Genomic DNA, 18,373 nt, shown 5'->3' with positions numbered 1-18,373 from the left:
TGGAGTGAGCAACCGTGACCGTAATCCAGGAGAACCCGGCGACCGCGGCTCCCGCGGCCGACACCGAGGCGGAGGTCCTCGGCCTGTACCGGGCCCATCTGAGCAAGGGCAGGGCCACTCTCGCCGAGCTCTTCGGCAGCCACATGGAGGTGGCGTCCGAGGGAGCCTGGCTCACCACCAGCGACGGCGAGCGCTTCCTCAACGCGGGCGGCTACGGCGTCTTCATCATGGGCGCCCGCCACCCCATCGTGATGGAGGAGATCGAGCGCCAGCTCCGTACGCACCCCACCGCGACCCGCATCCTGCTCGAACCGACGGTGGCCCGTGCCGCCGAGGCCCTGGTCTCCGTCATGCCGGAGGGCCTGGACCGCGTGCACTTCGGACTCTCGGGCGCCGAGGCCGTGGAGACCGGTCTGAAGCTGGCCCGCGCCGGCGGCTTCAAGCGGACCGTGTCCATGGCGGGCGGCTACCACGGCAAGACGCTCGGCGCCCTGTCCGCCACCGCGAAGGAGGTCTACCAGAAGCCGTTCAGGCCGCTGCTCCCCGACTTCCACCACCTGCCCTTCGGTGACGCCGACGCCCTTGAGGCGGAGCTCGCCGCCCACCCCGGCGAGGTCTGCGTCATCCTGGAGCCCGTCCAGGGCGAGGGCGGCGTCATCATCCCGCCCAAGGGCTACCTCAAGCGCGTCGAGGAACTCGTCCGCGAGCACGACGGCTTCCTGATCCTCGACGAGATCCAGTCCGGCTTCGGCCGCCTCGGCGAGTGGTGGGGCGCCGACTTCGAGGACGTACGGCCCGACGTGCTGCTCGCGGGTAAGGCGCTGGGCGGCGGTGTCCTGCCGGTCTCCGCGGCCGTCGCCACCCGCAAGGCGTTCCGCCCCTTCGACAAGGACCCCTACATCCACACCGCCACCTTCTCGGGACAGCCCGTCCTGATGGCCGCGGTGCAGGGCGCGGTGCGGGCCATGAAGGAGGAGCGCCTGGTGACCCGGGCCACCGACCTGGGCGCCGCCCTCCTGCCGCGGATCGCCGAGATCGCGTACCGCAACATCCCCGAACTCGTCGTCGACGTACGGGGTCAGGGTCTGCTCATCGGCGTGGAGCTCGTCGAGGCCGGTCTGGCCGGCGAGCTGCTGATCGAGCTCTTCAACCACGGGGTGGTCGCCAACCACTCCATGAACGGCAGCTCGGTGGTGCGGTTCACGCCGCCCGCCGTCCTGAGCGACACCGACGTGGAGTTCCTCCTCAACTCCTTCGACCTGGCCACGCGCGACCTCGTGCGGGGCGCGGCCACCATGCCGAAAGGCGGCAACTGATCGTGCGACACGTTGAACTGGAAGCTGTGGTCCCCGCGGAGCAGGCCCCGACGGTCTTCGACGCCGTGCGGCGCTGGGAGAAGTACCCCGACCTGGCCCCGCACGTGAACTCCACCACGGTGCACGCCACCTACCCCGAGGCGAATTGCAGTTCCGACTGGGAGCTGCACTTCCGCTCCGGCCTGCTGCGCTGGACCGAGGACGACGTCTTCCTGCCGGAGCAGGGCGAGATCCGCTTCGAGCAGAGCGACGGCGACTTCGACTCCTTCACGGGGGTCTGGTCGGTCACGCAGAACGGTGACGACGTCGCCGTCCGCTTCGACGCCGACTTCGACTTCGGCATCCCGAGCCTCGAAGGCATCCTCGACCCGATCGCCGAGCGGGTCATCAAGGAGACCGTCGCCTGGTCGCTGACCGGCCTGTTCCCCGCCACGCGCATCGCGGGCGGCATGGAGCTGTCCCAGCCGGCCGCCGTCGGCGCCTGAGAACCCCGCCAGGAGCTGACCAGCCATGGACCAGGCAAATCCCTTCGAGACACCGAAGACGTTCTCCCTGCACCGCGCCGAGTACCTGGTGGGCTTCGCGGTCTCCACCGGGCTGCTCATCGCCCACATCGGCGACATCCGCTGGATACCGGCGGTCGCACTGTTCCTCTACATCGACCTGATCGGCTACATCCCCGGCGCCATCGCGTTCCGGCGCAGCGGCGGACAGCCGATCTCCAAGGTGTACTACGTCCTCTACAACGTCATGCACAGCCTCATCACCCAGGCCGCGGTGGCCGCCGCCTGGTGCTGGCTGATCGGTCCCGAGTGGGCGCTGCTCGTGCTGCCCTTCCACCTCTTCGGCGACCGCGGTCTGTTCGGCAACTTCATGAAGTCCTTCGCGCTGCCCTTCGAGCCGGTCCGCCAGAGCGGCTACCTGCGCATCCTGGACGACCTCGGGATCGCGCACCCCAAGCCGGTGGGCCACGCGCAGGACCCGGAGCCGGTGGGCCACATCGTCAAGCTGCCGGTCCAGGCGGCCCGTACCCGTGAGGGGGCCCTGCGATGAGCACACTGACCCCGCTGCGCCGTCCGGTGCGGCAGGACCCGGCCGAGCGCCGCCGGGCGCTGTACCACCTGGCGTCGCCCGTGTCGGTCCTCACCGTCGGCCACGCCGGGGTGCTGCACGGCACCACGGCGAGCACCGTCACCCTGGTCTCGCGCGAGCCGCTGCTCGTGGGGGTCGCCATGCGGCCGGGATCGTCGTTCGCGCGGCTCGCCGCGGCCGAGGGGCGCTTCGTCATCAACGTCCTCGACGGCGGACAGGGCGACCTGGCGCGGTGGTTCGCGGACAGCTCCCGCCCCGACGGCAGCGCCCAGTTCGACGGCCTGTCCTTCACGGACGACTCCTACGCCCACGCCCCCCGCCTGTCGGGGGCGCTCGCCCACTACACCTGCCGGGTGCACTCCTCGCACCGGGCCGGCGACGGCGAGGTCCTGCTCGGCCACGTCGTGCGGGCCACCGCCGAGAGCGGCCCGCCGCTGTTCAGCTACGCGGGCGGCCTCGTCGCCGGCGCCCTGCACCCCGCCCGCACCACGAAGGAGACATCGGCATCATGAGCGGTTCTGTGGCCCCCGAGGCCGACTGGGACAAGGCACCGGGATTACTCGACGGCGCGAAGGAACTGACCCTCGGACCCGACGACTGCGACCTCGCGTACTGGTTCACCTCGGTGGCCCAGGGCACCCTGCGCGACCGCGGCGCGACGGGGCACCACGCGGACGCGACCGTCCCGGACTTCCTGAAGGCTCCCGGGCCGCTGCGGGACGCGCTGATCCTGGAGTTCGGCTTCCGCGGCCTGTCCGAGGAGATCGCCACGCGGCTGCTCGGCCACTACGTGTCGCTGGCCCCGGGCATCCCCGAGATGGAGTTCTACGCGACCCAGCTCATCGACGAGGCCCGGCACGCCCGCGTCTTCCGCAACCACCTGGTGGAGCTGGGCGAGCCCGCGGGCACCCTGCTCAAGGACATCGACGAGATGGCCGCGGACTACCGCGAGCGGGTCCTGAACCCGGTCGTCGACTTCACCCTCGACATCGTCCGCGACCAGCGGGACTTCGCAGGCGGCGTCGCCGTGTTCGCCATCGTCATCGAGGGCGTCCTCGCGCCGGCCGCCGAGCTGAGCGAACGCAAGTGGACGCCGCTCTCCCCCGCCACCGGCGAGATCTCGCGCGGCACCGCCATCGACGAGATCCGCCACCTCACCGTGGCGAGCACCATCCTGCGCGACCACGTCGTGGCCCACCCCGAGTACCGCCCGCGGCTCATGGAGATCCTGCGCGCCGGGGTGAAGCTCTGGGACGAGGTGCCCGACCGGGAGTTCGTCATCCACCGCGAGGAGCTCTTCCAGAAGGGCATGGCCGACCACGCGGACAAGATCGGCGACTACGAGATCTGGCCGGGCGTACGGATGCTCGACACCACCCCCGAGCAGCGGTACGACATGGCCGAGCAGTGGACCGACGAGATGGCCGAGTCCCGCATGGCCTACATGGGCCTGCCCGTCGAGGTCCTGGGCAGCGCGGAGCCGGGCGCATGAGCGGCGCGGCCCGGCCCCTCGGCCGATCGGCGGTGATCTGCGGCATCGGCTCCTACGTGCCGCCGAACCTGGTGACCAACGACGATCTCTCGCAGCGCCTCGACACCTCCGACGCGTGGATACGCTCCCGCACCGGAATCGCCGAGCGCTACGTGGTCTCGCCGGGCACCGCCACCTCCGACCTGGCGGTGGAGGCCGGTCTGCGCGCGCTGAAGTCGGCGAGCACGGAGCAGGTGGACGCGGTCGTGCTCGCCACCACCACCCCCGACCAGCCGTGCCCCGCGACCGCGCCGCAGGTCGCGGCGCGGCTCGGGCTCGGCCAGGTCGCGGCGTTCGACGTCGCCGCCGTCTGCTCGGGCTTCCTGTACGGGATCGCCACCGCCTCCGGGCTGATCGCGTCGGGAGTCGCGGAGCGGGTGCTGCTCGTGGCCGCGGACGCGTTCACCACCATCATCAACCCCGAGGACCGCACCACCGCCGTGATCTTCGCGGACGGCGCGGGGGCCGTGGTCCTGCGGGCCGGTTCGCCCGACGAGCCGGGCGCGGTGGGCCCACTGGTCCTCGGCAGCGACGGCGAACTGAGCCATCTCATCGAGGTGCCGGCCGGCGGCTCCCGCCAGCGCTCGGCGGGCACCCCCGTCGAGCCGGGCGACGAGTACTTCCACATGGTCGGCCGCGACACCTACCGGCACGCGGTGGAGCGGATGACCGCCACGTCGCGGGAGGCGGCCGAGCTCGCGGGCTGGCGCCTGGCGGACGTGGACCGGTTCGCGGCGCACCAGGCCAACGCCCGCATCCTCGACTCGGTCGCCGAACGGCTGGGCATCCCCGCCGAACGGCAGCTCAGCAACATCGGGCAGGTCGGCAACACCGGGGCGGCCTCGCTCCCGCTGCTGCTGTCCCAGGCCACGGCCGACGACCGGCTCACGGCCGGCCACCGGGTGCTGCTCACCGCCTTCGGCGGCGGGCTCTCCTGGGGGGCCACCACGCTCGTCTGGCCCGAAGTGCAGTCCGTCTGACGCCTGCCGGCGCCGGACGGTACCTCCTCAAGACCCGTACGCCGAACGGCGCGTACGCCTTCCGAAAGGGATCGTCATGCTGGAGCAGCTCAAGGAAATCCTGTCCAACAAGCTCAAGGTGTCCCCCGAGTCGATCACTCCGGAGGCCACCAAGGACGACATCGAGCTGGACTCGCTCGCCGTGGTGGAGCTGTCGCTGCTGCTCAAGTCCGAACTGGGCATCGACGTCAGCGACGACGACCTCCTGGAGGCCGACACGGTGGCGGACATGGTGGCGCTCATGGAGACGAGGAGCGCGAAGGTCTGATGGCCGGCATCGACATCGCCGTCACCGGGCTCGGTCTCGTCACCCCTGGCGGCATCGGGGTGGGGCCGAGCTGGGCGGCGGTCTGCGAGGGCCGGTCGGGCGCGGCGTTCGACCCCGTACTGGCGGACAATCCGGTACGGATCTCCTGCCGTGTGCCCGGCTTCGACCCCGAAGCGCTGTTGTCGGCCCGCCGGGCCCTACGTCTCGACCGGTTCGTGCAGTTCGCGCTGGTCGCGGCCAGAGAAGCCATCTCCGACGCCGGGCTCGACCCGCTGACCTGGGACGGCGCCCGGGTCGGCGTGGTCCTTGGCTGCGCCGACGGCGGACCCGGCACGGTCGAGGAACAGCACCACGCCCTGCGGGAGAAGGGCGCCGACCGCGTCTCGCCGCTGCTGCTGCCCATGCAGCTCCCGAACATGCTGGCCGGTCAGACGGCCATCGAGTTCGGGGCGACGGGACCCAACCTGGTGGTGGCCACCGCCTGCGCCTCCGGGGCGACGGCCATCGGCACGGCCAGGGACCTGCTGGCCCTCGGCCGCTGTGACGTCGTCCTCGCGGGCGGCAGCGAGGCCATGATCACCCCGTTGGTGATGGCCGGCTTCGCGCAGATGGGCGCCCTGTCCCGGCGCGAGGACGACCCGACCCACGCGTCACGTCCCTTCGACGCCGACCGGGACGGCTTCGTCGCCGGTGAGGGCGCGGGCATCCTCGTCATGGAACGCGTCGAGGACGCCAGGGCCCGCGGAGCGCACGTGCACGGCCGGATCATCGGCTACGGCGCCACCGCGGACGCCCATCACATGACGTCGCCGCATCCGGACGGACTCGGGGTCGAGGCGGCCGTTCGCGCGGCCCTCGCCGACGCCGGGGCCGACCCGGACGACGTGCAGCACGTCAACGCCCACGGCACCTCGACGCCGCTGAACGACATCGCCGAGGCGCGGATGGTGAAACGGACCCTCCAGGGGGACCCGCTCGTCACCTCGACCAAGGGCGTGACCGGGCACCTGCTCGGCGCGGCCGGGGCGGTGGAGGCGGCGTTCACGCTGCTGAGCATCGAGCACGAACTGGTTCCTCCCATCGCCAACCTCGTCATGCCCGACTCGGAGGTCGACATCAAGCTCGCCTACACGGCGACCTCCATGCCCATCGACCTGGCGCTCAGCAATTCCTGCGGGTTCGGCGGCCAGAACACCGTCCTGGCCCTCGCCCCCGCGTGAGTGCCGGAGCGAACCCGCTCCCACTCCGCGTCCTCCCCTCCCCCGACCCCTGCCCACGGCAGGAGCCGCAGCCGCCCCTCGCCCAGGGGGGCGGCTCGGCGCATTACGGACCCTTCGCGCCGGGCCTGTGCCCCGGACCCGACACACCCACACACCCACACACCCCAGGAGCAGTCATGCACGATCCCCGCGAACTGATCACCGCAGGACCCGACGCCGTCCGGCGGCTCGCCCGACGCCGCCACGACCTCGACGTGACCGCACTCGAATCGGCCCACCGCGGCCGTGCCGAGGCGCAGGCCGAGGTGGAGCGGCTGCGCACGGAGATGAACAAGGCGTCGCGCGAACGCCGTTCGGGGCCGCCCTCCGAGCAGGACAAGGAGGCGGCACGCGCGCTGCGCGCCGAGGTCCAGCGCGCCGAGGCCGCCGCCAAGGAAGCGGGCCGCCTCCTCGCGGACCTGACCCTCGCCATTCCCAACATTCCGCTGGACACCGTGCCGGACGGCGACTCGGAGAAGGAGGCGGTGGAGATACGCCGGGGCGGGCCGCCGCCCTGCGAGGCCTCCGACGCCCGGCACCACGCCGACGTCGGCGAGGCCCTCGGCATCCTCGACGGCAAGTCCGCGGCGCGGCTCTCCGGCGCCCGGTTCACCGTGAGCCGCGGCCCCGGCGCCCGCCTGGAGCGCGCGCTCGCCGGCTTCTTCCTCGATCTGCACACCGCGGAGCACGGCTACACCGAGCAGTCCGTGCCGTTCCTCGTCAACCGCGACACCATGACGGGCACCGGCCAGCTCCCCAAGTTCGAGGAGGACCTCTTCTCGACCAAGGTCGGCGACCGCGAGCTGTTCCTGATCCCCACCGCCGAGGTGCCGCTCACCAACCTGCTCGCGCAGCAGACGCTGGACGCCCGCGACCTGCCGTACGCGTTCACGTCCCGCACGCCCTGCTTCCGCGCCGAGGCCGGGGCCTACGGCAGGGACACCCGCGGCATCCTGCGGCTGCACCAGTTCGAGAAGGTGGAGCTGGTCCGCGTGTGCGCCCCCGAGGACGCGCAGGCGCAGCTCGAACTCATGGTGGGGCACGCGGAGGAGTGCCTGCGGCGCCTGGAACTCTCCTACCGCGTCGTGCTGCTGCCCGCCGGTGACCTCGGGTTCTCGGCCCGGATGACGTACGACATCGAGGTGTGGCTGCCGGGCAGCGGCTCCTACCGGGAGATCTCCTCCGTCTCCGACTGCGGCACCTTCCAGGCCCGCCGCGCCGGCATCCGGGTCCGCACCGCCGAGGGGCGCAAGGAGCACGCGGCGACCCTCAACGGCTCGGCGCTGCCCATCGGCCGTACGGTGGCCGCCCTCCTGGAACAGGGCGCCAGGCCCGACGGTTCGGTGGAGCTGCCGCAGGCGCTCGTCCCGTACACCGGGTTCCGGCGGATACGGCCCGACGGCACGACCGAGTGACCGACACGGACCGCTCGGGGAACGGCCGGTGGGGGGAGTCCAGGTGATCACCTGGACTCCCCCCACTTCCGTAGGCGCTGCCGTACGCGCTGCCGTACACGCCTCTCGGCGTCAGGCGCCCATCATGTGGGCCCCGCCGTCGACGTGCACGATCTCCCCCGTGGTGCGGGGGAAGAAGTCGGAGAGCAGCGCGACGATGCCGCGGGCCGCCGGCTCCGGGTCGTTGAGGTCCCAGCCGGCCGGCGCCCTGGTGTGCCAGTCGTCGGCGAGCTCGGAGAAGCCGGGGATGGACTTGGCGGCCATGGACCGCAGGGGCCCCGCCGCGACGAGGTTGCAGCGGATGCCGCGGGCGCCCAGGTCGCGGGCGAGGTAGCGGCTGGTGGACTCCAGGGCCGCCTTGGCGACCCCCATCCAGTCGTACTTCGGCCAGGCCACCGTGGCGTCGAAGGTGACACCCACCACGGAGCCGCCGCGCGGTTCCATGAGCGGCAGACAGGCGGTGGTCAGGGACTTCAGGGAGTACGCGGAGACGTGCACGGCGGTCGACACGTCCTCCCAGCCGCCGTCCAGGAAGTGGAAGGCGCCCGGCGGCCCGTACGCGATGGAGTGCACGACGCCGTCGAGCCCGTCCACGTGCTCACGCAGCCGGCCGGCGAGGCCGTCCAGGTGCCCCTGGTCGGTGACGTCCAGCTCGACGACCGGGGCGGGCTTCGGCAGCAGGCCCGCGGTGCGTTCGATCAGGGAGAGCCGCCCGAAGCCGGTCAGCACCACCTCGGCGCCCTCCAGTTGGGCGATCCTGGCGGCGTGGAAGGCGATGGAGCCCTCGGTGAGGACACCCGTCACCAGGACGCGCTTTCCCGCGAGCAGCCCGCTCATGACGCCACCGCCAGCGGCAGGGACGCCACGAGGGCGGAGTCGTGCGGCAGCGCGCCGAGCGCCGAGGCGCCGCCCGGCGAGCCGATCTCCTCGAAGAAGGCGGCGTTGGAGCCGCGGTGGTCGCCCCAGGAGGCGGGCACGTCGTCCTCGAAGTAGATGGCCTCCACGGGGCACACGGGTTCACAGGCCCCGCAGTCCACGCACTCCTCGGGGTGGATGTAGAGGGCGCGACCGCCCTCGTAGATGCAGTCCACGGGGCATTCGTCGATGCAGGACTTGTCCTTCACATCGGCGCAGGGCTGAGCGATGACGTAGGCCATGCCATGTTCCTCTTCAGTCCGTCGTGGGGAAGGTTTTCGGGGCGGGGGCCCGGTCGACCGAGACGCCGGTGGTGCGGTCGCCCAGCGTCAGGACGGTCACGGCGAGCGCGGTCATCACGGCGGCGATGACGGCGAACAGCGCGCCGGGCCCGTACGACTGGAGGACCGGGAGCAGGACGAACGGCAGCGCGGCGGCGCTGAGTTTCGACAGCGAGTACGCGGCGCCGGACGCGGCGGCCCGGATGGCGGTCGGGTACTGCTCGGCGAGGTACACGTGCGAGACGCTGGAGAAGACGTTGCTGCACACGGTGTAGACGAAGCCGAACACCATGATCCAGGTCGCCGAGGCCGCGAAGGAGAAGCCGAGCCCGGCCACGACCATCGCCCCGGCGGACACGGCCACGAGTTTCTTGCGCTCCATGCGGTCGATGATCGGCAGGGAGAGCGCGGAGCCCACGGGGTAGCCGAGGAAGCAGACCGCGGTGAATCCGAGGCCCGCGACGATCCCGTACCCCTTGGCGGCCAGGATCTGCGGCGCGAGCGTGCCGAAGCCGTAGTACCCGACCACCGAGAGCGAACAGAAGATCCAGAGCATGACCGTACGCCGGCGCAGGTGTGGCTGGAAGATGTCGCGGAGCCGGGTGGCGGGGGCGTCGGCGGCGGCCTTCTCGGCGGCCACCACCTCGGCCTCCACCTCGGCCCGGTACGCGACCGCGGCGCCGCCGGGCACCTCGGCCTCCATCCGCGACACGAGCGCGTCCGCCTCGTCCTCGCGCCCGGCCGTCGCGAGCCAGCGCGGCGACTCGATGAGCTTGCGGCGCAGCACCCACACCACGGCCGAGCCGAGCGCCCCGATCACGAAGAGCCAGCGCCAGCCGTCGATGCCGAGCGGCGACAGCGGGACGAGCCACAGGGCGGCGAAGCCCACGGCGGGCACTCCGCAGAAGGCCAGGGTGTAGGCCCAGGCGATGAACCGTCCGCGCTTCTTCGCGGGCAGTACGTCGGACAAGTAGCAGTCGGACAGGCTCTGCTCGGCGCCGATGCCGACGCCGGCGAAGAACCGGGTCACGATCAGCCAGGCCGCGTTCGGCGAGAAGGCGCCGAGCAGCGAGAAGCCCGAGTAGATCGCGAGGTTGATCAGGAACGCCCGGCGCCGCCCGTACCGGTCGGCGATCTTGCCGAGCAGCAGCGAGCCGATGAACTGGCCGATGAAGGCCGAGGCGAGGACGAGCTTCAGCTCGGTGGCACCGAACGCGAAGTCGTCCTGGAGCACCTTGGCGATGGTTCCGGACAGGTTGTTCTCGAAGGTGTCGAAGAGCAGGCCGACGCCGATGACCGCGGTGATGCTGCGGTGCGTCGGCGTGATCGGCATCCGGTCGAGCCGGACACCGATCGAGGCCTGCGTGGCGGTGCCGCGCGCGGCCGCCGGTCTGGTGACCGTGTCGACCATCAGGCGGCCCGTCCCAGGTGTTCGTCGACCTCACCGCGCCGCACGGGCGCGCTGACCTCGTGCAGATACCCGGCGACCTCGCGGTACGAGGCGAAGAAGCCGACCTCGTGGTAGGGCACGCCACGCTCGGCGCAGTACTCACGCGTGAGCTCGCGGGCGCGGGCCAGGCTCTTCTGCGGCATGGCGGGGAACAGGTGGTGCTCGACCTGGTAGTTGAGCCCCCCGTACAGGAAGTCGATGAACCAGGAGGGGCGGATGTTGCGCGAGGTGAGGACCTGGCGCTCCAGCCAGTCCAGGGTCTCCGCGTCGCCGTCACGGACGTCCATGCCCTTGTGGTTCGGCGCGAAGATCATGCCGAAGTAGACGCCGAGCGTGGCCTGCTGCACGAGGACGAAGGCGACCGCGAGAACCGGCGACAGAACAGTGAAGACGCAGGTCAGATAGATCGCCGCACGCGCCACGAGCAGCGTGGACTCCAGCACGGGACGCTTGGTGAGCCCCTGCCGGATCGACTTGACGGCCGTCTTGTGCATCTTGAACGACTCAAGGACCAGCAGCACGAAGAAGAGCACGCTCTGGTAGCGCACGACGAAGCGCTGCACACGCGTCCTGGACGCGTACTGCTTCAGGTCGAAGATCGCGGTGCGCCGGCCGATGTCCGGGTCCATGTCGAGGTGGTTGGGGTTGCTGTGGTGGCGGTTGTGGTGGTTGACCCACCAGCCGAAGCTGACCCCGTTGACGAAGTTGGCGTGGAAGTAACCGACGGCGTTGGCGGCCCGCTTGTCGCGGAACATCGCCTTGTGTCCCGCGTCGTGCCACATGAACGAGGACTGGCCACCGCAGAGGCCCATCCACACCGCCACGACGAGCGTCCACCACGAGTCGCCCACCAGGAAGAACGCGGTGAGCCCGGCCACCAGCAGCGTGGTGTTCCGGATCAGCCGCCCTATGTAGTACCTCGGATCGAGATCGAGGAGCCCCTCGGCCTTGACCCGTTTGAGGAGCTCGGAGAACGTGGCGGATGCCCCGGGGCGCTGCGGAGCTGCGGTGTGCTGCGGGGCGACGGCGACACCGGTCTCTTGGACGTGCGGACGCTGCATACGAAGCTCTCCTCGGAAGAAGTGCCCGAACCGGGCGGCGGCGCCCGCCCAGCGCGCCGGTTCCGCTGGGGCACAGTGCGGTACCCCACCGGCCGGACGCCGGGCGAACGTGTCTGCAGCGTTCCGTGCGGCGCTGATGTGACGCTGATGCGGAGCTGGCCGCGGACCTCGCCGGCAACGGCACCGCGCCGCGTCGCGCCGCGTCGCGCCGGTCAGAGCCTGTGTCATAACTCCGGTCGGGTCAGCGCGCGGCGTCTGGTGCGTGCGATCGCAAGGCGCCGGAGCGTCCTCGTAGCGGAGCTACTAGGGCGTTTCGGCAACGCCGCGAGCGTGCGTGCCAGGCGTCGCGCGCCCGGCCGGGGTTATGACACAGGCTCTCAGGCCGCCGGCTCCGACTCAGCTCGGAGCAGGGCGTCCAGCTCGTGGACCACGGCGTCCGCGGCGCGGGCGACGTCCTGGTCGTCGGGGGCCCCGATGATGCCCATGAGCTGCTCGATCATGGCGTGCTTGAGGGTGTCGGCGGGGTCGGTGGTTTCGGCGGATTCGGTGGTCGCGGTGGTCTCGGTGGCCTCGGTGGTGTTGTCGCTCATCGCTGTCGACTCCTGTCGGTCGGGGCTGGTCGCGTGCCGCTGGTGGTCAGAAGGCGTTGCAGGCGCGGAAGATGTGCGCGAAGGAGGCCAGCGAGGCGGGCCCGTCGAAGGCGACGTACTCGGGTATGAGCGCGTCGGGAGCCCACTTCTGCTTGTACGAGAGCTGCGTCTGCGCCGGGTAGAGCGCGGCGCCCTCGGCCCACAGGGCGTGCATCAACCACTGGAACGCCGGGCTGTGGCCGTCCAGTTCGTGCTCCGCTTCGAGCCCGGTGAAGGGCGTGAAGCCGAAGTGCAGCCACTGGACGCCCTCGCCGCGGAACACCTCGATGGCGTGCGCGTTGATGGCCTCCATCAGCCCCGGCGACCCGTCGGGCACGCGCCGGCTGAGGTCGTGCATCCACCCGGCCCTGCTGCCGTAGACCGGCGAGTACGAGATGTACGCGACCGGAGCCCCGGCGATCGTCCCGACGAACAGGCGCCGCTCCGCCTGGACTTCGCCGCCGATCTCGCCGACGAGGAACTCCAGGGGACGGGCGGCACCCTTGCTGGAGAGCCAGGCGCCGTCGATGGTCTCCAGCGCCTCCTGGAAGGCGTCGGCCTTGACCTCCTGGATCTGGAGGCCGTTGCGGTAGGCCCGGGAGATCTTGTTGCGCAGCTGCATGAAGCGGGTGCCGCGCAGGGTGAACTCCGGGAGGCTCACCGCCCAGGAGGCACCGATCTGGTTGACGGTGAAGCCGAGCCGCGCGTACCGCTCGGCGTCGGCGCGCTGGAGCTGTACGCCGACGTGGGTGAGTCCCTCGTCCTTCACATGGCGCCGGAACCCGTCGAGGAGGGTGTCGTACTCCTCCGGGGCGGCGAAGGGCCCGCCGAACTGGACGGCGAACCGGCCGGTCCTGCGGTAGACGACGACGCCGTCCGTTCCTGGCAGCGTGAATGAACTGTTGCCGCTGTTCAGCGCGAGGAAAGCGCTGGGATTCTCGGCCTGCGTATGGGTGCGGAGTGCTGTGAGAATCGGGTTTTCCACGGTGGTCACGGTCATGATCCGAATTCCTTCCGGAAGCCGTTGCGGACGAGGAGAGTAGAGCACCGTGGGCCCTTTGAAGGGAAGGGTGGAAAACCCTGCGGGCCAGGGATACGGCGGGCATCGCGGGCCACGTCAGAGATATGTCAGCGTCCCGTCAGAAGCACCTGGCAATGTTCTACCTGTGAACGGCAAGGGAAACCGGGCCGGGAACAAGGAGAGGTGCCCGGAGCGGCTTATCGGGGACTTCGAGCTACGGCTCACGGTCGGGTCCTTGCGGCCCACGCAGGTTCGAATCCTGCCCTCTCCGCGCACACCACCAGGAGAGGTGCCCGGAGCGGCTTAACGGGGACTTCGAGCTACGGCTCACGGTCGGGTCCTTGCGGCCCACGCAGGTTCGAATCCTGCCCTCTCCGCCAGCGGAACTTCGGCTTCCATATTCACTTCGTCGGGCCTCCCCCGCCTCGACGAAGCAGTCGCCCCGGCGCCCCCGCGACAGCGGATCGGCCAACCGGGGCGGCTCCGCGTCCAGGGCGTGTCCCGGATCCCACGGATGAACCAGCAGGTCAGACGCCTTCCCATCCCCCTGAGCCGACTCGTTCAAAAAAATACCTTCCCAAAGGAATGATACCGTGAGAGGGTTCCCCTCGGAAGGGAGCCAGAGGGTCGACCCCCCTGTCTCCCCCCGGTCGGGGACGCCCAGAGATCGCCAAGCCGACCTCCACCCCGCGGTCCCCCACACCGCAGCACCGATGGCCCTGGCGACACGGCAGTTGAACCGCCCCGACGTTGCAGCAACGAAAGCCAAGGGGGAAACGGCATGCTGAGCTTTTCGATTCTCGGAGCGCTGCAGATCCGCACCGCATTAGGTGCTGCGGAGATCTCGGGTGATCTCCAGAGGAATCTGATTCAGACTCTGCTGGTCAGCGAGGGCCGCCCGGTCCCGGGCGAAATCCTCGTCGAGGAGATGTGGGGCGACGACCTGCCCGACAAACAGGTCAACGCATTGCAGGCGCATATCAGCAGGCTCCGCCGCAAACTGAAGAGCCTGGAGCCGGAACTCATGGTCCCGAGGGTGACGATGCACCCCTCCGGCTACCGCCTGACGATCCACGAGGGCGAATTCGACGCCGCGGAATTCACCAAGGCCGTCCGGCAGGCGGAGGCCGCGGGCGACACGGATGACGCCGCCACGGCGACATTGCTGGGGCAGGCACTCGGTCTGTGGCGCGGCCCGGTATTCGGCGATTTCCCCGGCGGCACCATATGCCAACTGGCCTGCGCCCGCTACGAGGAATACCGGATGCGGGCCATGGAACTGCGCTTCGAGGCGGAACTGCGGCTGGGCCGGCACGCGGCGATGCTCGCGGAACTGCACGAGGCACACAGTAATCATCCCTTGCGGGAACGCTTCTGCGAGCAGTTGATGGTGGCCCTGTACCGCTCGGGCCGCCAGGCGGACGCGCTGAACGTCTACCGTGCCATGCGGCAACACCTCTCGGACGAACTCGGCATCGACCCGTCCCCCGCCCTGCGCCAGGTGGAACACGCGATCCTCGCGCATGACCCTTCGCTGACGAAGGCGGCCGTCGTACTGCTCCAGCCGGCGTGAACGGTCCGACTGCACGGCGGTGACGCTTGCACGGGGACGGCTACTGGTGCCGGAGCCTGTGCTGGAGCAGGTGCCTGTGCCTGTGCCTGTGCCTGTGCCAGGAGCCGATGTTGAACCCGGCGGCGGCTGCCCGCGCCGGAAGGTGCAGTAGGCGCCCTAGTGCCGGCCCCAACTCCCGCCCCGCACCCGCGTCCCGAGCCCGCACCCGAGCCCGAGCCCCGAAAGCGCACCCCCAGCCGCCACGTCAGCTCCCCATCAGCGCCGGTTGCCACCATCGGAACCGTTGGAACCGAAAGCGGGCGCCCGCACTCCGCGCGGACCGTGTCGCCACGCGTCCGTACGGCGGGAACACCCTCGCCCTCCGGCCCCGTACCCCCGATCGGGCACCACCGACAACCGACCACCGACCGTATCCACCAGGAGTTTTCATGACCACGAGCCAGACCACCACTCGCCTCGGCACCGCGGCCACGAACTCGTCCGCCGCGCGCCCGCTGCGTCTCTTCCTCGGCCTCGACGCCATCGTCACCGGCGGCAACGGCCTCATCTACCTGGCCGCCGCGGGCCCCGTCGGCGACCTCCTCGACATGGATGCCGGGCTGCTGCGCGGCATCGGCGCGTTCCTCACCGTGTACGGCCTGCTCGTCGGCCTGCTGGCCCGCCAGAACGTGCCGTCGGCCGCGGCCACCAAGCTCGTCATCGAGGCCAACCTGATCTGGGCCGTGGCCAGCATCGCCACCGCGGTCTTCGGCTGGTTCGACCCGAACACGATCGGCACGGTGTGGATCCCCATGCAGGCCTTGGTCGTGGGCGGGTTCGCCGTCCTGCAGATCAGCGCCCTGCGCAAGCTGACCAACTGACCGACTGGCCGACTGGCCGACTGGCCGACTGGCCGACTGGCCGACTGGCCAACCGACCATCTGGCCAACCGACCGAGCAGACGCCGCATCCCGGTGACGGCAAACGGCAACCGGTAAGGGGAGAGGATGAGACTCCACGTCGCGGAGCTGGCGGACATACGGGAGCGGGCCCTCGCGGGACCCGGCGAACCGGCCACCGCCGCTCAGAAGGCCAAGGGCAAGCTCACCGTCCGCGAGCGCATCGCGCTGCTCCTGGACGAGGGCTCGTTCCGCGAGGTCGAACCCCTGCGCCGGCACCGGGCGACCGGTTTCGGCCTGGAGGCGAAACGGCCCTACACCGACGGTGTCGTCACCGGATGGGGCACGGTCGAGGGCCGTACGGTCTTCGTCTACGCGCACGACTTCCGGATCTTCGGCGGGGCGCTCGGCGAGGCCCACGCCACGAAGATCCACAAGATCATGGACATGGCCATCGCCGCGGGCGCCCCGCTGGTCTCGCTGAACGACGGCGCGGGCGCGCGCATCCAGGAAGGCGTCACGGCCCTGGCGGGCTACGGCGGCATCTTCCAGCGCAACACCAAGGCGTCGGGCGTGATCCCGCAGATCAGCGTGATGCTGGGCCCGTGCGCGGGCGGCGCCGCGTACAGCCCGGCGCTCACGGACTTCGTGTTCATGGTCCGCGAGACCTCGCAGATGTTCATCACGGGCCCGGACGTGGTCCGCGCGGTCACGGGCGAGGAGATCACCCAGAACGGTCTGGGCGGCGCGGACGTGCACGCCGAGACCTCGGGCGTCGCGCACTTCGCGTACGACGACGAGGAGACCTGCCTCGAAGAAGTGCGCTACCTGCTCTCCATGCTGCCGTCGAACAACCGCGAGAACCCCCCGGCCCACGACTGCGACGACCCGCCGGACCGCTCGGGCGAGGCGCTGCTCGATCTGGTCCCGGTGGACGGCAACCGCCCGTACGACATGCACCAGGTCATCGAGGAGTTGGTGGACGACGGTGACTTCCTTGAGGTCCACGAGCGCTGGGCGCGGAACATCATCTGCGCGCTCGCCCGGCTGGACGGCAAGGTCGTCGGCATCGTCGCCAACCAGCCGCAGGCCCTGGCCGGCGTCCTGGACATCGAGGCGTCGGAGAAGGCGGCCCGCTTCGTCCAGATGTGCGACGCCTTCAACATCCCGATCGTCACGCTCCTCGACGTCCCCGGCTTCCTGCCGGGCGTGGACCAGGAACACGGCGGCATCATCCGCCACGGCGCCAAACTCCTGTACGCCTACTGCAACGCCACGGTCCCGCGCATCTCCCTGATCCTGCGCAAGGCGTACGGCGGCGCGTACATCGTCATGGACAGCCAGTCCATCGGCGCCGACCTCACCTACGCCTGGCCCACCAACGAGATCGCGGTCATGGGCGCCGAAGGCGCGGCCAACGTGATCTTCCGCCGCCAGATCGCCGCCGCCGAAGACCCCGAAGCCATGCGCGCCCGCATGGTCAAGGAGTACAAGGCCGAGCTCATGCACCCCTACTACGCCGCCGAGCGCGGCCTGGTCGACGACGTCATCGACCCCGCGGAAACCCGCCAGGTCCTGATCTCCAGCCTCGCCATGCTGGCCAACAAACACGCGGACCGCCCGGCCCGCAAACACGGCAATCCCCCGCAGTAGTCACGCCCCCCTTCCACTCCGGAGGTCCCATGCGATCCACGGCAGAGGCAGACATCCGCATAGAAACGGCAGAGGCGGACATCCGCATAGAAAAGGGCACCCCCACGGAGGCCGAACTGGCAGCCCTGACAGTCCTCCTCCTCTCCCGGGCGACCCCCCATCCCTCGATCCCCGCCGACAAGCCCCCCATGACGGCCTGGCGCAGGGACAACTACCTGGCCCCTCATAGCTGGCAGGGCTGACAAGCGTCCACCGCACGAATGGCACGAATGGAGGGCCGCCCCCAACCGACCCACCCGGGGCACGGCCCTCCACTCGTCCCCGTCTCCGAAGATCAGCGCCGCAGGCCCGCAGAACGTCTGTAATGGCTAAGGTTGTCCCATGACCGCACTGCCCGACTGGATGCGCCCGCCACGCGCGGAAGGCTGGTTCGCGGAGGACTTGGACCGCCTCCCCGAGGCACCTCGCCACACCGAGCTCATCGATGGAGCGCTCGTCTTCATGATGTCCCCACAGCGGTGGTGGCACGGCCACCTCGTCACCATGCTGACCGTCGCCCTCATGCGGCAAGCCCCCGCCGGAACCACGGTCGGCCGCGAGATGACCGTCAAGCTCGACCCGCGCAACCGGCCCGAGCCGGACCTGCTCGTGACGACGGCCGACTTCGACGGCGACCGGACCTGGTTCGCGCCGGAGGAGGTGCAGCTCGTCATCGAGGTGGTCTCCCCCGAATCGGCCCACCGCGACCGCACGGTCAAGCTCCGCAAGTACGCCGAGGCCGGGATTCCGCACTACTGGTGCATCGAGGACGAGGACGGCGCACCCGTGGTCCACGCCTACGAGCTGGACGGGCCGACCGGCGTCTATGCCCCGGCCGGAATCTTCCGCCAGAAGCTCCACCGGCCGGTGCCGTTCGAGATCACCCTCGACCTCGACGCGCTCGCACCCTCGCCCGGCCGGCCTGGCTGACCTC

20 protein-coding genes and 2 tRNA genes are annotated in these 18,373 nt (G+C 70.5%); 16 read left to right on the top strand and 6 right to left on the bottom strand.

What is annotated here, in order from left to right; all coding sequences use genetic code 11:
• The first annotated feature begins 14 nt into the window (after positions 1-14).
• The 9 genes from ACRAKF_RS24920 to serS all read left to right on the top strand — a co-directional run bounded on the left by ACRAKF_RS24920 (position 15) and on the right by serS (position 7,900).
• A complete protein-coding gene (locus ACRAKF_RS24920; RefSeq protein ID WP_447039699.1) occupies positions 15-1,316 on the top strand; it encodes an aspartate aminotransferase family protein in 1,302 nt (433 codons plus the stop codon).
• A 2-nt stretch (positions 1,317-1,318) separates the two neighbouring features.
• Positions 1,319-1,801 carry a type II toxin-antitoxin system RatA family toxin gene (locus tag ACRAKF_RS24915; protein ID WP_447039697.1) on the top strand — a complete coding sequence of 161 codons (483 nt, stop codon included), beginning with the start codon at positions 1,319-1,321 and terminating at the stop codon, positions 1,799-1,801.
• A 25-nt stretch (positions 1,802-1,826) separates the two neighbouring features.
• On the top strand, positions 1,827-2,369 hold the full coding sequence (locus ACRAKF_RS24910; RefSeq protein ID WP_447039696.1) for a hypothetical protein: 543 nt from the start codon (positions 1,827-1,829) through the stop codon (positions 2,367-2,369).
• On the top strand, positions 2,366-2,920 hold the full coding sequence (locus ACRAKF_RS24905; RefSeq protein ID WP_447039695.1) for a flavin reductase family protein: 555 nt from the start codon (positions 2,366-2,368) through the stop codon (positions 2,918-2,920). Before ACRAKF_RS24910 ends, ACRAKF_RS24905 begins: the two co-directional genes overlap by 4 nt.
• Positions 2,917-3,900 (top strand): VlmB-like protein, encoded by a 984-nt coding sequence (locus ACRAKF_RS24900; RefSeq protein WP_447039694.1) that lies wholly within the window; start codon positions 2,917-2,919, stop codon positions 3,898-3,900. The genes ACRAKF_RS24905 and ACRAKF_RS24900 overlap by 4 nt, the downstream gene beginning before the upstream one ends.
• A complete protein-coding gene (locus tag ACRAKF_RS24895) occupies positions 3,897-4,919 on the top strand; it encodes a beta-ketoacyl-ACP synthase III (RefSeq protein ID WP_447039692.1) in 1,023 nt (340 codons plus the stop codon). Before ACRAKF_RS24900 ends, ACRAKF_RS24895 begins: the two co-directional genes overlap by 4 nt.
• A 76-nt stretch (positions 4,920-4,995) precedes the next feature.
• Positions 4,996-5,226, top strand: a complete 231-nt coding sequence (locus tag ACRAKF_RS24890) for an acyl carrier protein (protein ID WP_447039691.1) — start codon at positions 4,996-4,998, stop codon at positions 5,224-5,226.
• A complete protein-coding gene (locus ACRAKF_RS24885; protein WP_447039689.1) occupies positions 5,226-6,446 on the top strand; it encodes a beta-ketoacyl-[acyl-carrier-protein] synthase family protein in 1,221 nt (406 codons plus the stop codon). The genes ACRAKF_RS24890 and ACRAKF_RS24885 overlap by 1 nt, the downstream gene beginning before the upstream one ends.
• 176 nt (positions 6,447-6,622) lie before the next feature.
• Positions 6,623-7,900 (top strand): serine--tRNA ligase, encoded by a 1,278-nt coding sequence (serS, locus tag ACRAKF_RS24880; RefSeq protein WP_447039687.1) that lies wholly within the window; start codon positions 6,623-6,625, stop codon positions 7,898-7,900.
• 111 nt (positions 7,901-8,011) lie between these two features.
• On the opposite strand, the gene fabI is transcribed toward serS, so the two are convergent.
• The 6 genes from fabI to ACRAKF_RS24850 form a co-directional block, all read right to left on the bottom strand.
• Positions 8,012-8,776, bottom strand: a complete 765-nt coding sequence (gene fabI, locus ACRAKF_RS24875) for an enoyl-ACP reductase FabI (protein WP_447039685.1) — start codon at positions 8,774-8,776, stop codon at positions 8,012-8,014.
• The gene (fdxA, locus tag ACRAKF_RS24870; protein ID WP_447039684.1) at positions 8,773-9,096 is read right to left on the bottom strand and encodes a ferredoxin; all 324 of its coding nucleotides are present in this window, start codon (positions 9,094-9,096) and stop codon (positions 8,773-8,775) included. Before fdxA ends, fabI begins: the two co-directional genes overlap by 4 nt.
• A 13-nt stretch (positions 9,097-9,109) precedes the next feature.
• Entirely contained in the window at positions 9,110-10,546 is a 1,437-nt protein-coding gene (locus ACRAKF_RS24865) for an MFS transporter (RefSeq protein WP_447039682.1), read from the bottom strand.
• Positions 10,546-11,646 carry a fatty acid desaturase family protein gene (locus tag ACRAKF_RS24860; RefSeq protein ID WP_447039680.1) on the bottom strand — a complete coding sequence of 367 codons (1,101 nt, stop codon included), beginning with the start codon at positions 11,644-11,646 and terminating at the stop codon, positions 10,546-10,548. The genes ACRAKF_RS24865 and ACRAKF_RS24860 overlap by 1 nt, the downstream gene beginning before the upstream one ends.
• Positions 11,647-12,023: 377 nt before the next feature.
• Positions 12,024-12,236 (bottom strand): hypothetical protein, encoded by a 213-nt coding sequence (locus ACRAKF_RS24855; protein WP_447039678.1) that lies wholly within the window; start codon positions 12,234-12,236, stop codon positions 12,024-12,026.
• 46 nt (positions 12,237-12,282) lie between these two features.
• Positions 12,283-13,275 carry a DUF2156 domain-containing protein gene (locus ACRAKF_RS24850; RefSeq protein ID WP_447039676.1) on the bottom strand — a complete coding sequence of 331 codons (993 nt, stop codon included), beginning with the start codon at positions 13,273-13,275 and terminating at the stop codon, positions 12,283-12,285.
• Between the two features lie 198 nt (positions 13,276-13,473).
• Here ACRAKF_RS24850 and ACRAKF_RS24845 point away from each other — a divergent pair.
• The 7 genes from ACRAKF_RS24845 to ACRAKF_RS24815 all read left to right on the top strand — a co-directional run bounded on the left by ACRAKF_RS24845 (position 13,474) and on the right by ACRAKF_RS24815 (position 18,369).
• Positions 13,474-13,567, top strand: a tRNA-OTHER gene (locus tag ACRAKF_RS24845).
• A 12-nt stretch (positions 13,568-13,579) separates the two neighbouring features.
• A tRNA-OTHER gene (locus tag ACRAKF_RS24840) sits at positions 13,580-13,676 on the top strand.
• A 401-nt stretch (positions 13,677-14,077) separates the two neighbouring features.
• Entirely contained in the window at positions 14,078-14,869 is a 792-nt protein-coding gene (locus ACRAKF_RS24835; RefSeq protein ID WP_447039674.1) for an AfsR/SARP family transcriptional regulator, read from the top strand.
• A gap of 428 nt (positions 14,870-15,297) precedes the next feature.
• Positions 15,298-15,729 carry a hypothetical protein gene (locus tag ACRAKF_RS24830; RefSeq protein ID WP_447039672.1) on the top strand — a complete coding sequence of 144 codons (432 nt, stop codon included), beginning with the start codon at positions 15,298-15,300 and terminating at the stop codon, positions 15,727-15,729.
• 126 nt (positions 15,730-15,855) lie between these two features.
• Positions 15,856-17,400: an acyl-CoA carboxylase subunit beta gene (locus ACRAKF_RS24825; protein WP_447039671.1), complete on the top strand. Its 1,545-nt coding sequence runs from the start codon at positions 15,856-15,858 to the stop codon at positions 17,398-17,400.
• Between the two features lie 29 nt (positions 17,401-17,429).
• Positions 17,430-17,642, top strand: coding sequence for an acyl-CoA carboxylase subunit epsilon (locus ACRAKF_RS24820; protein WP_447039669.1), 213 nt, complete (start codon positions 17,430-17,432; stop codon positions 17,640-17,642).
• Between the two features lie 139 nt (positions 17,643-17,781).
• Positions 17,782-18,369, top strand: coding sequence for a Uma2 family endonuclease (locus ACRAKF_RS24815; RefSeq protein ID WP_447039667.1), 588 nt, complete (start codon positions 17,782-17,784; stop codon positions 18,367-18,369).
• Positions 18,370-18,373 lie beyond the last annotated feature (4 nt).

It is taken from the genome of Streptomyces sp. DSM 118878, assembly GCF_052936595.1.
Note: the sequence above shows the minus strand (reverse complement) of the source record. Positions and strands in the feature narration are given on the sequence as shown.

What these genes read in the sequence shown, in the direction of transcription:
- ACRAKF_RS24830 (WP_447039672.1), top strand. Translation starts at nt 15,298, where the DNA reads ATGACCACGAGCCAGACCACCACTCGCCTCGGCACCGCGGCCACGAAC.
- ACRAKF_RS24855 (WP_447039678.1), bottom strand. Translation starts at nt 12,236, where the DNA reads ATGAGCGACAACACCACCGAGGCCACCGAGACCACCGCGACCACCGAA.
- fabI (WP_447039685.1), bottom strand. Translation starts at nt 8,776, where the DNA reads ATGAGCGGGCTGCTCGCGGGAAAGCGCGTCCTGGTGACGGGTGTCCTC.
- ACRAKF_RS24905 (WP_447039695.1), top strand. Translation starts at nt 2,366, where the DNA reads ATGAGCACACTGACCCCGCTGCGCCGTCCGGTGCGGCAGGACCCGGCC.
- ACRAKF_RS24895 (WP_447039692.1), top strand. Translation starts at nt 3,897, where the DNA reads ATGAGCGGCGCGGCCCGGCCCCTCGGCCGATCGGCGGTGATCTGCGGC.
- ACRAKF_RS24885 (WP_447039689.1), top strand. Translation starts at nt 5,226, where the DNA reads ATGGCCGGCATCGACATCGCCGTCACCGGGCTCGGTCTCGTCACCCCT.
- serS (WP_447039687.1), top strand. Translation starts at nt 6,623, where the DNA reads ATGCACGATCCCCGCGAACTGATCACCGCAGGACCCGACGCCGTCCGG.
- ACRAKF_RS24825 (WP_447039671.1), top strand. Translation starts at nt 15,856, where the DNA reads ATGAGACTCCACGTCGCGGAGCTGGCGGACATACGGGAGCGGGCCCTC.
- ACRAKF_RS24865 (WP_447039682.1), bottom strand. Translation starts at nt 10,546, where the DNA reads ATGGTCGACACGGTCACCAGACCGGCGGCCGCGCGCGGCACCGCCACG.
- fdxA (WP_447039684.1), bottom strand. Translation starts at nt 9,096, where the DNA reads ATGGCCTACGTCATCGCTCAGCCCTGCGCCGATGTGAAGGACAAGTCC.
- ACRAKF_RS24835 (WP_447039674.1), top strand. Translation starts at nt 14,078, where the DNA reads ATGCTGAGCTTTTCGATTCTCGGAGCGCTGCAGATCCGCACCGCATTA.
- ACRAKF_RS24910 (WP_447039696.1), top strand. Translation starts at nt 1,827, where the DNA reads ATGGACCAGGCAAATCCCTTCGAGACACCGAAGACGTTCTCCCTGCAC.
- ACRAKF_RS24815 (WP_447039667.1), top strand. Translation starts at nt 17,782, where the DNA reads ATGACCGCACTGCCCGACTGGATGCGCCCGCCACGCGCGGAAGGCTGG.
- ACRAKF_RS24900 (WP_447039694.1), top strand. Translation starts at nt 2,917, where the DNA reads ATGAGCGGTTCTGTGGCCCCCGAGGCCGACTGGGACAAGGCACCGGGA.
- ACRAKF_RS24820 (WP_447039669.1), top strand. Translation starts at nt 17,430, where the DNA reads ATGCGATCCACGGCAGAGGCAGACATCCGCATAGAAACGGCAGAGGCG.
- ACRAKF_RS24860 (WP_447039680.1), bottom strand. Translation starts at nt 11,646, where the DNA reads ATGCAGCGTCCGCACGTCCAAGAGACCGGTGTCGCCGTCGCCCCGCAG.
- ACRAKF_RS24890 (WP_447039691.1), top strand. Translation starts at nt 4,996, where the DNA reads ATGCTGGAGCAGCTCAAGGAAATCCTGTCCAACAAGCTCAAGGTGTCC.
- ACRAKF_RS24850 (WP_447039676.1), bottom strand. Translation starts at nt 13,275, where the DNA reads ATGACCGTGACCACCGTGGAAAACCCGATTCTCACAGCACTCCGCACC.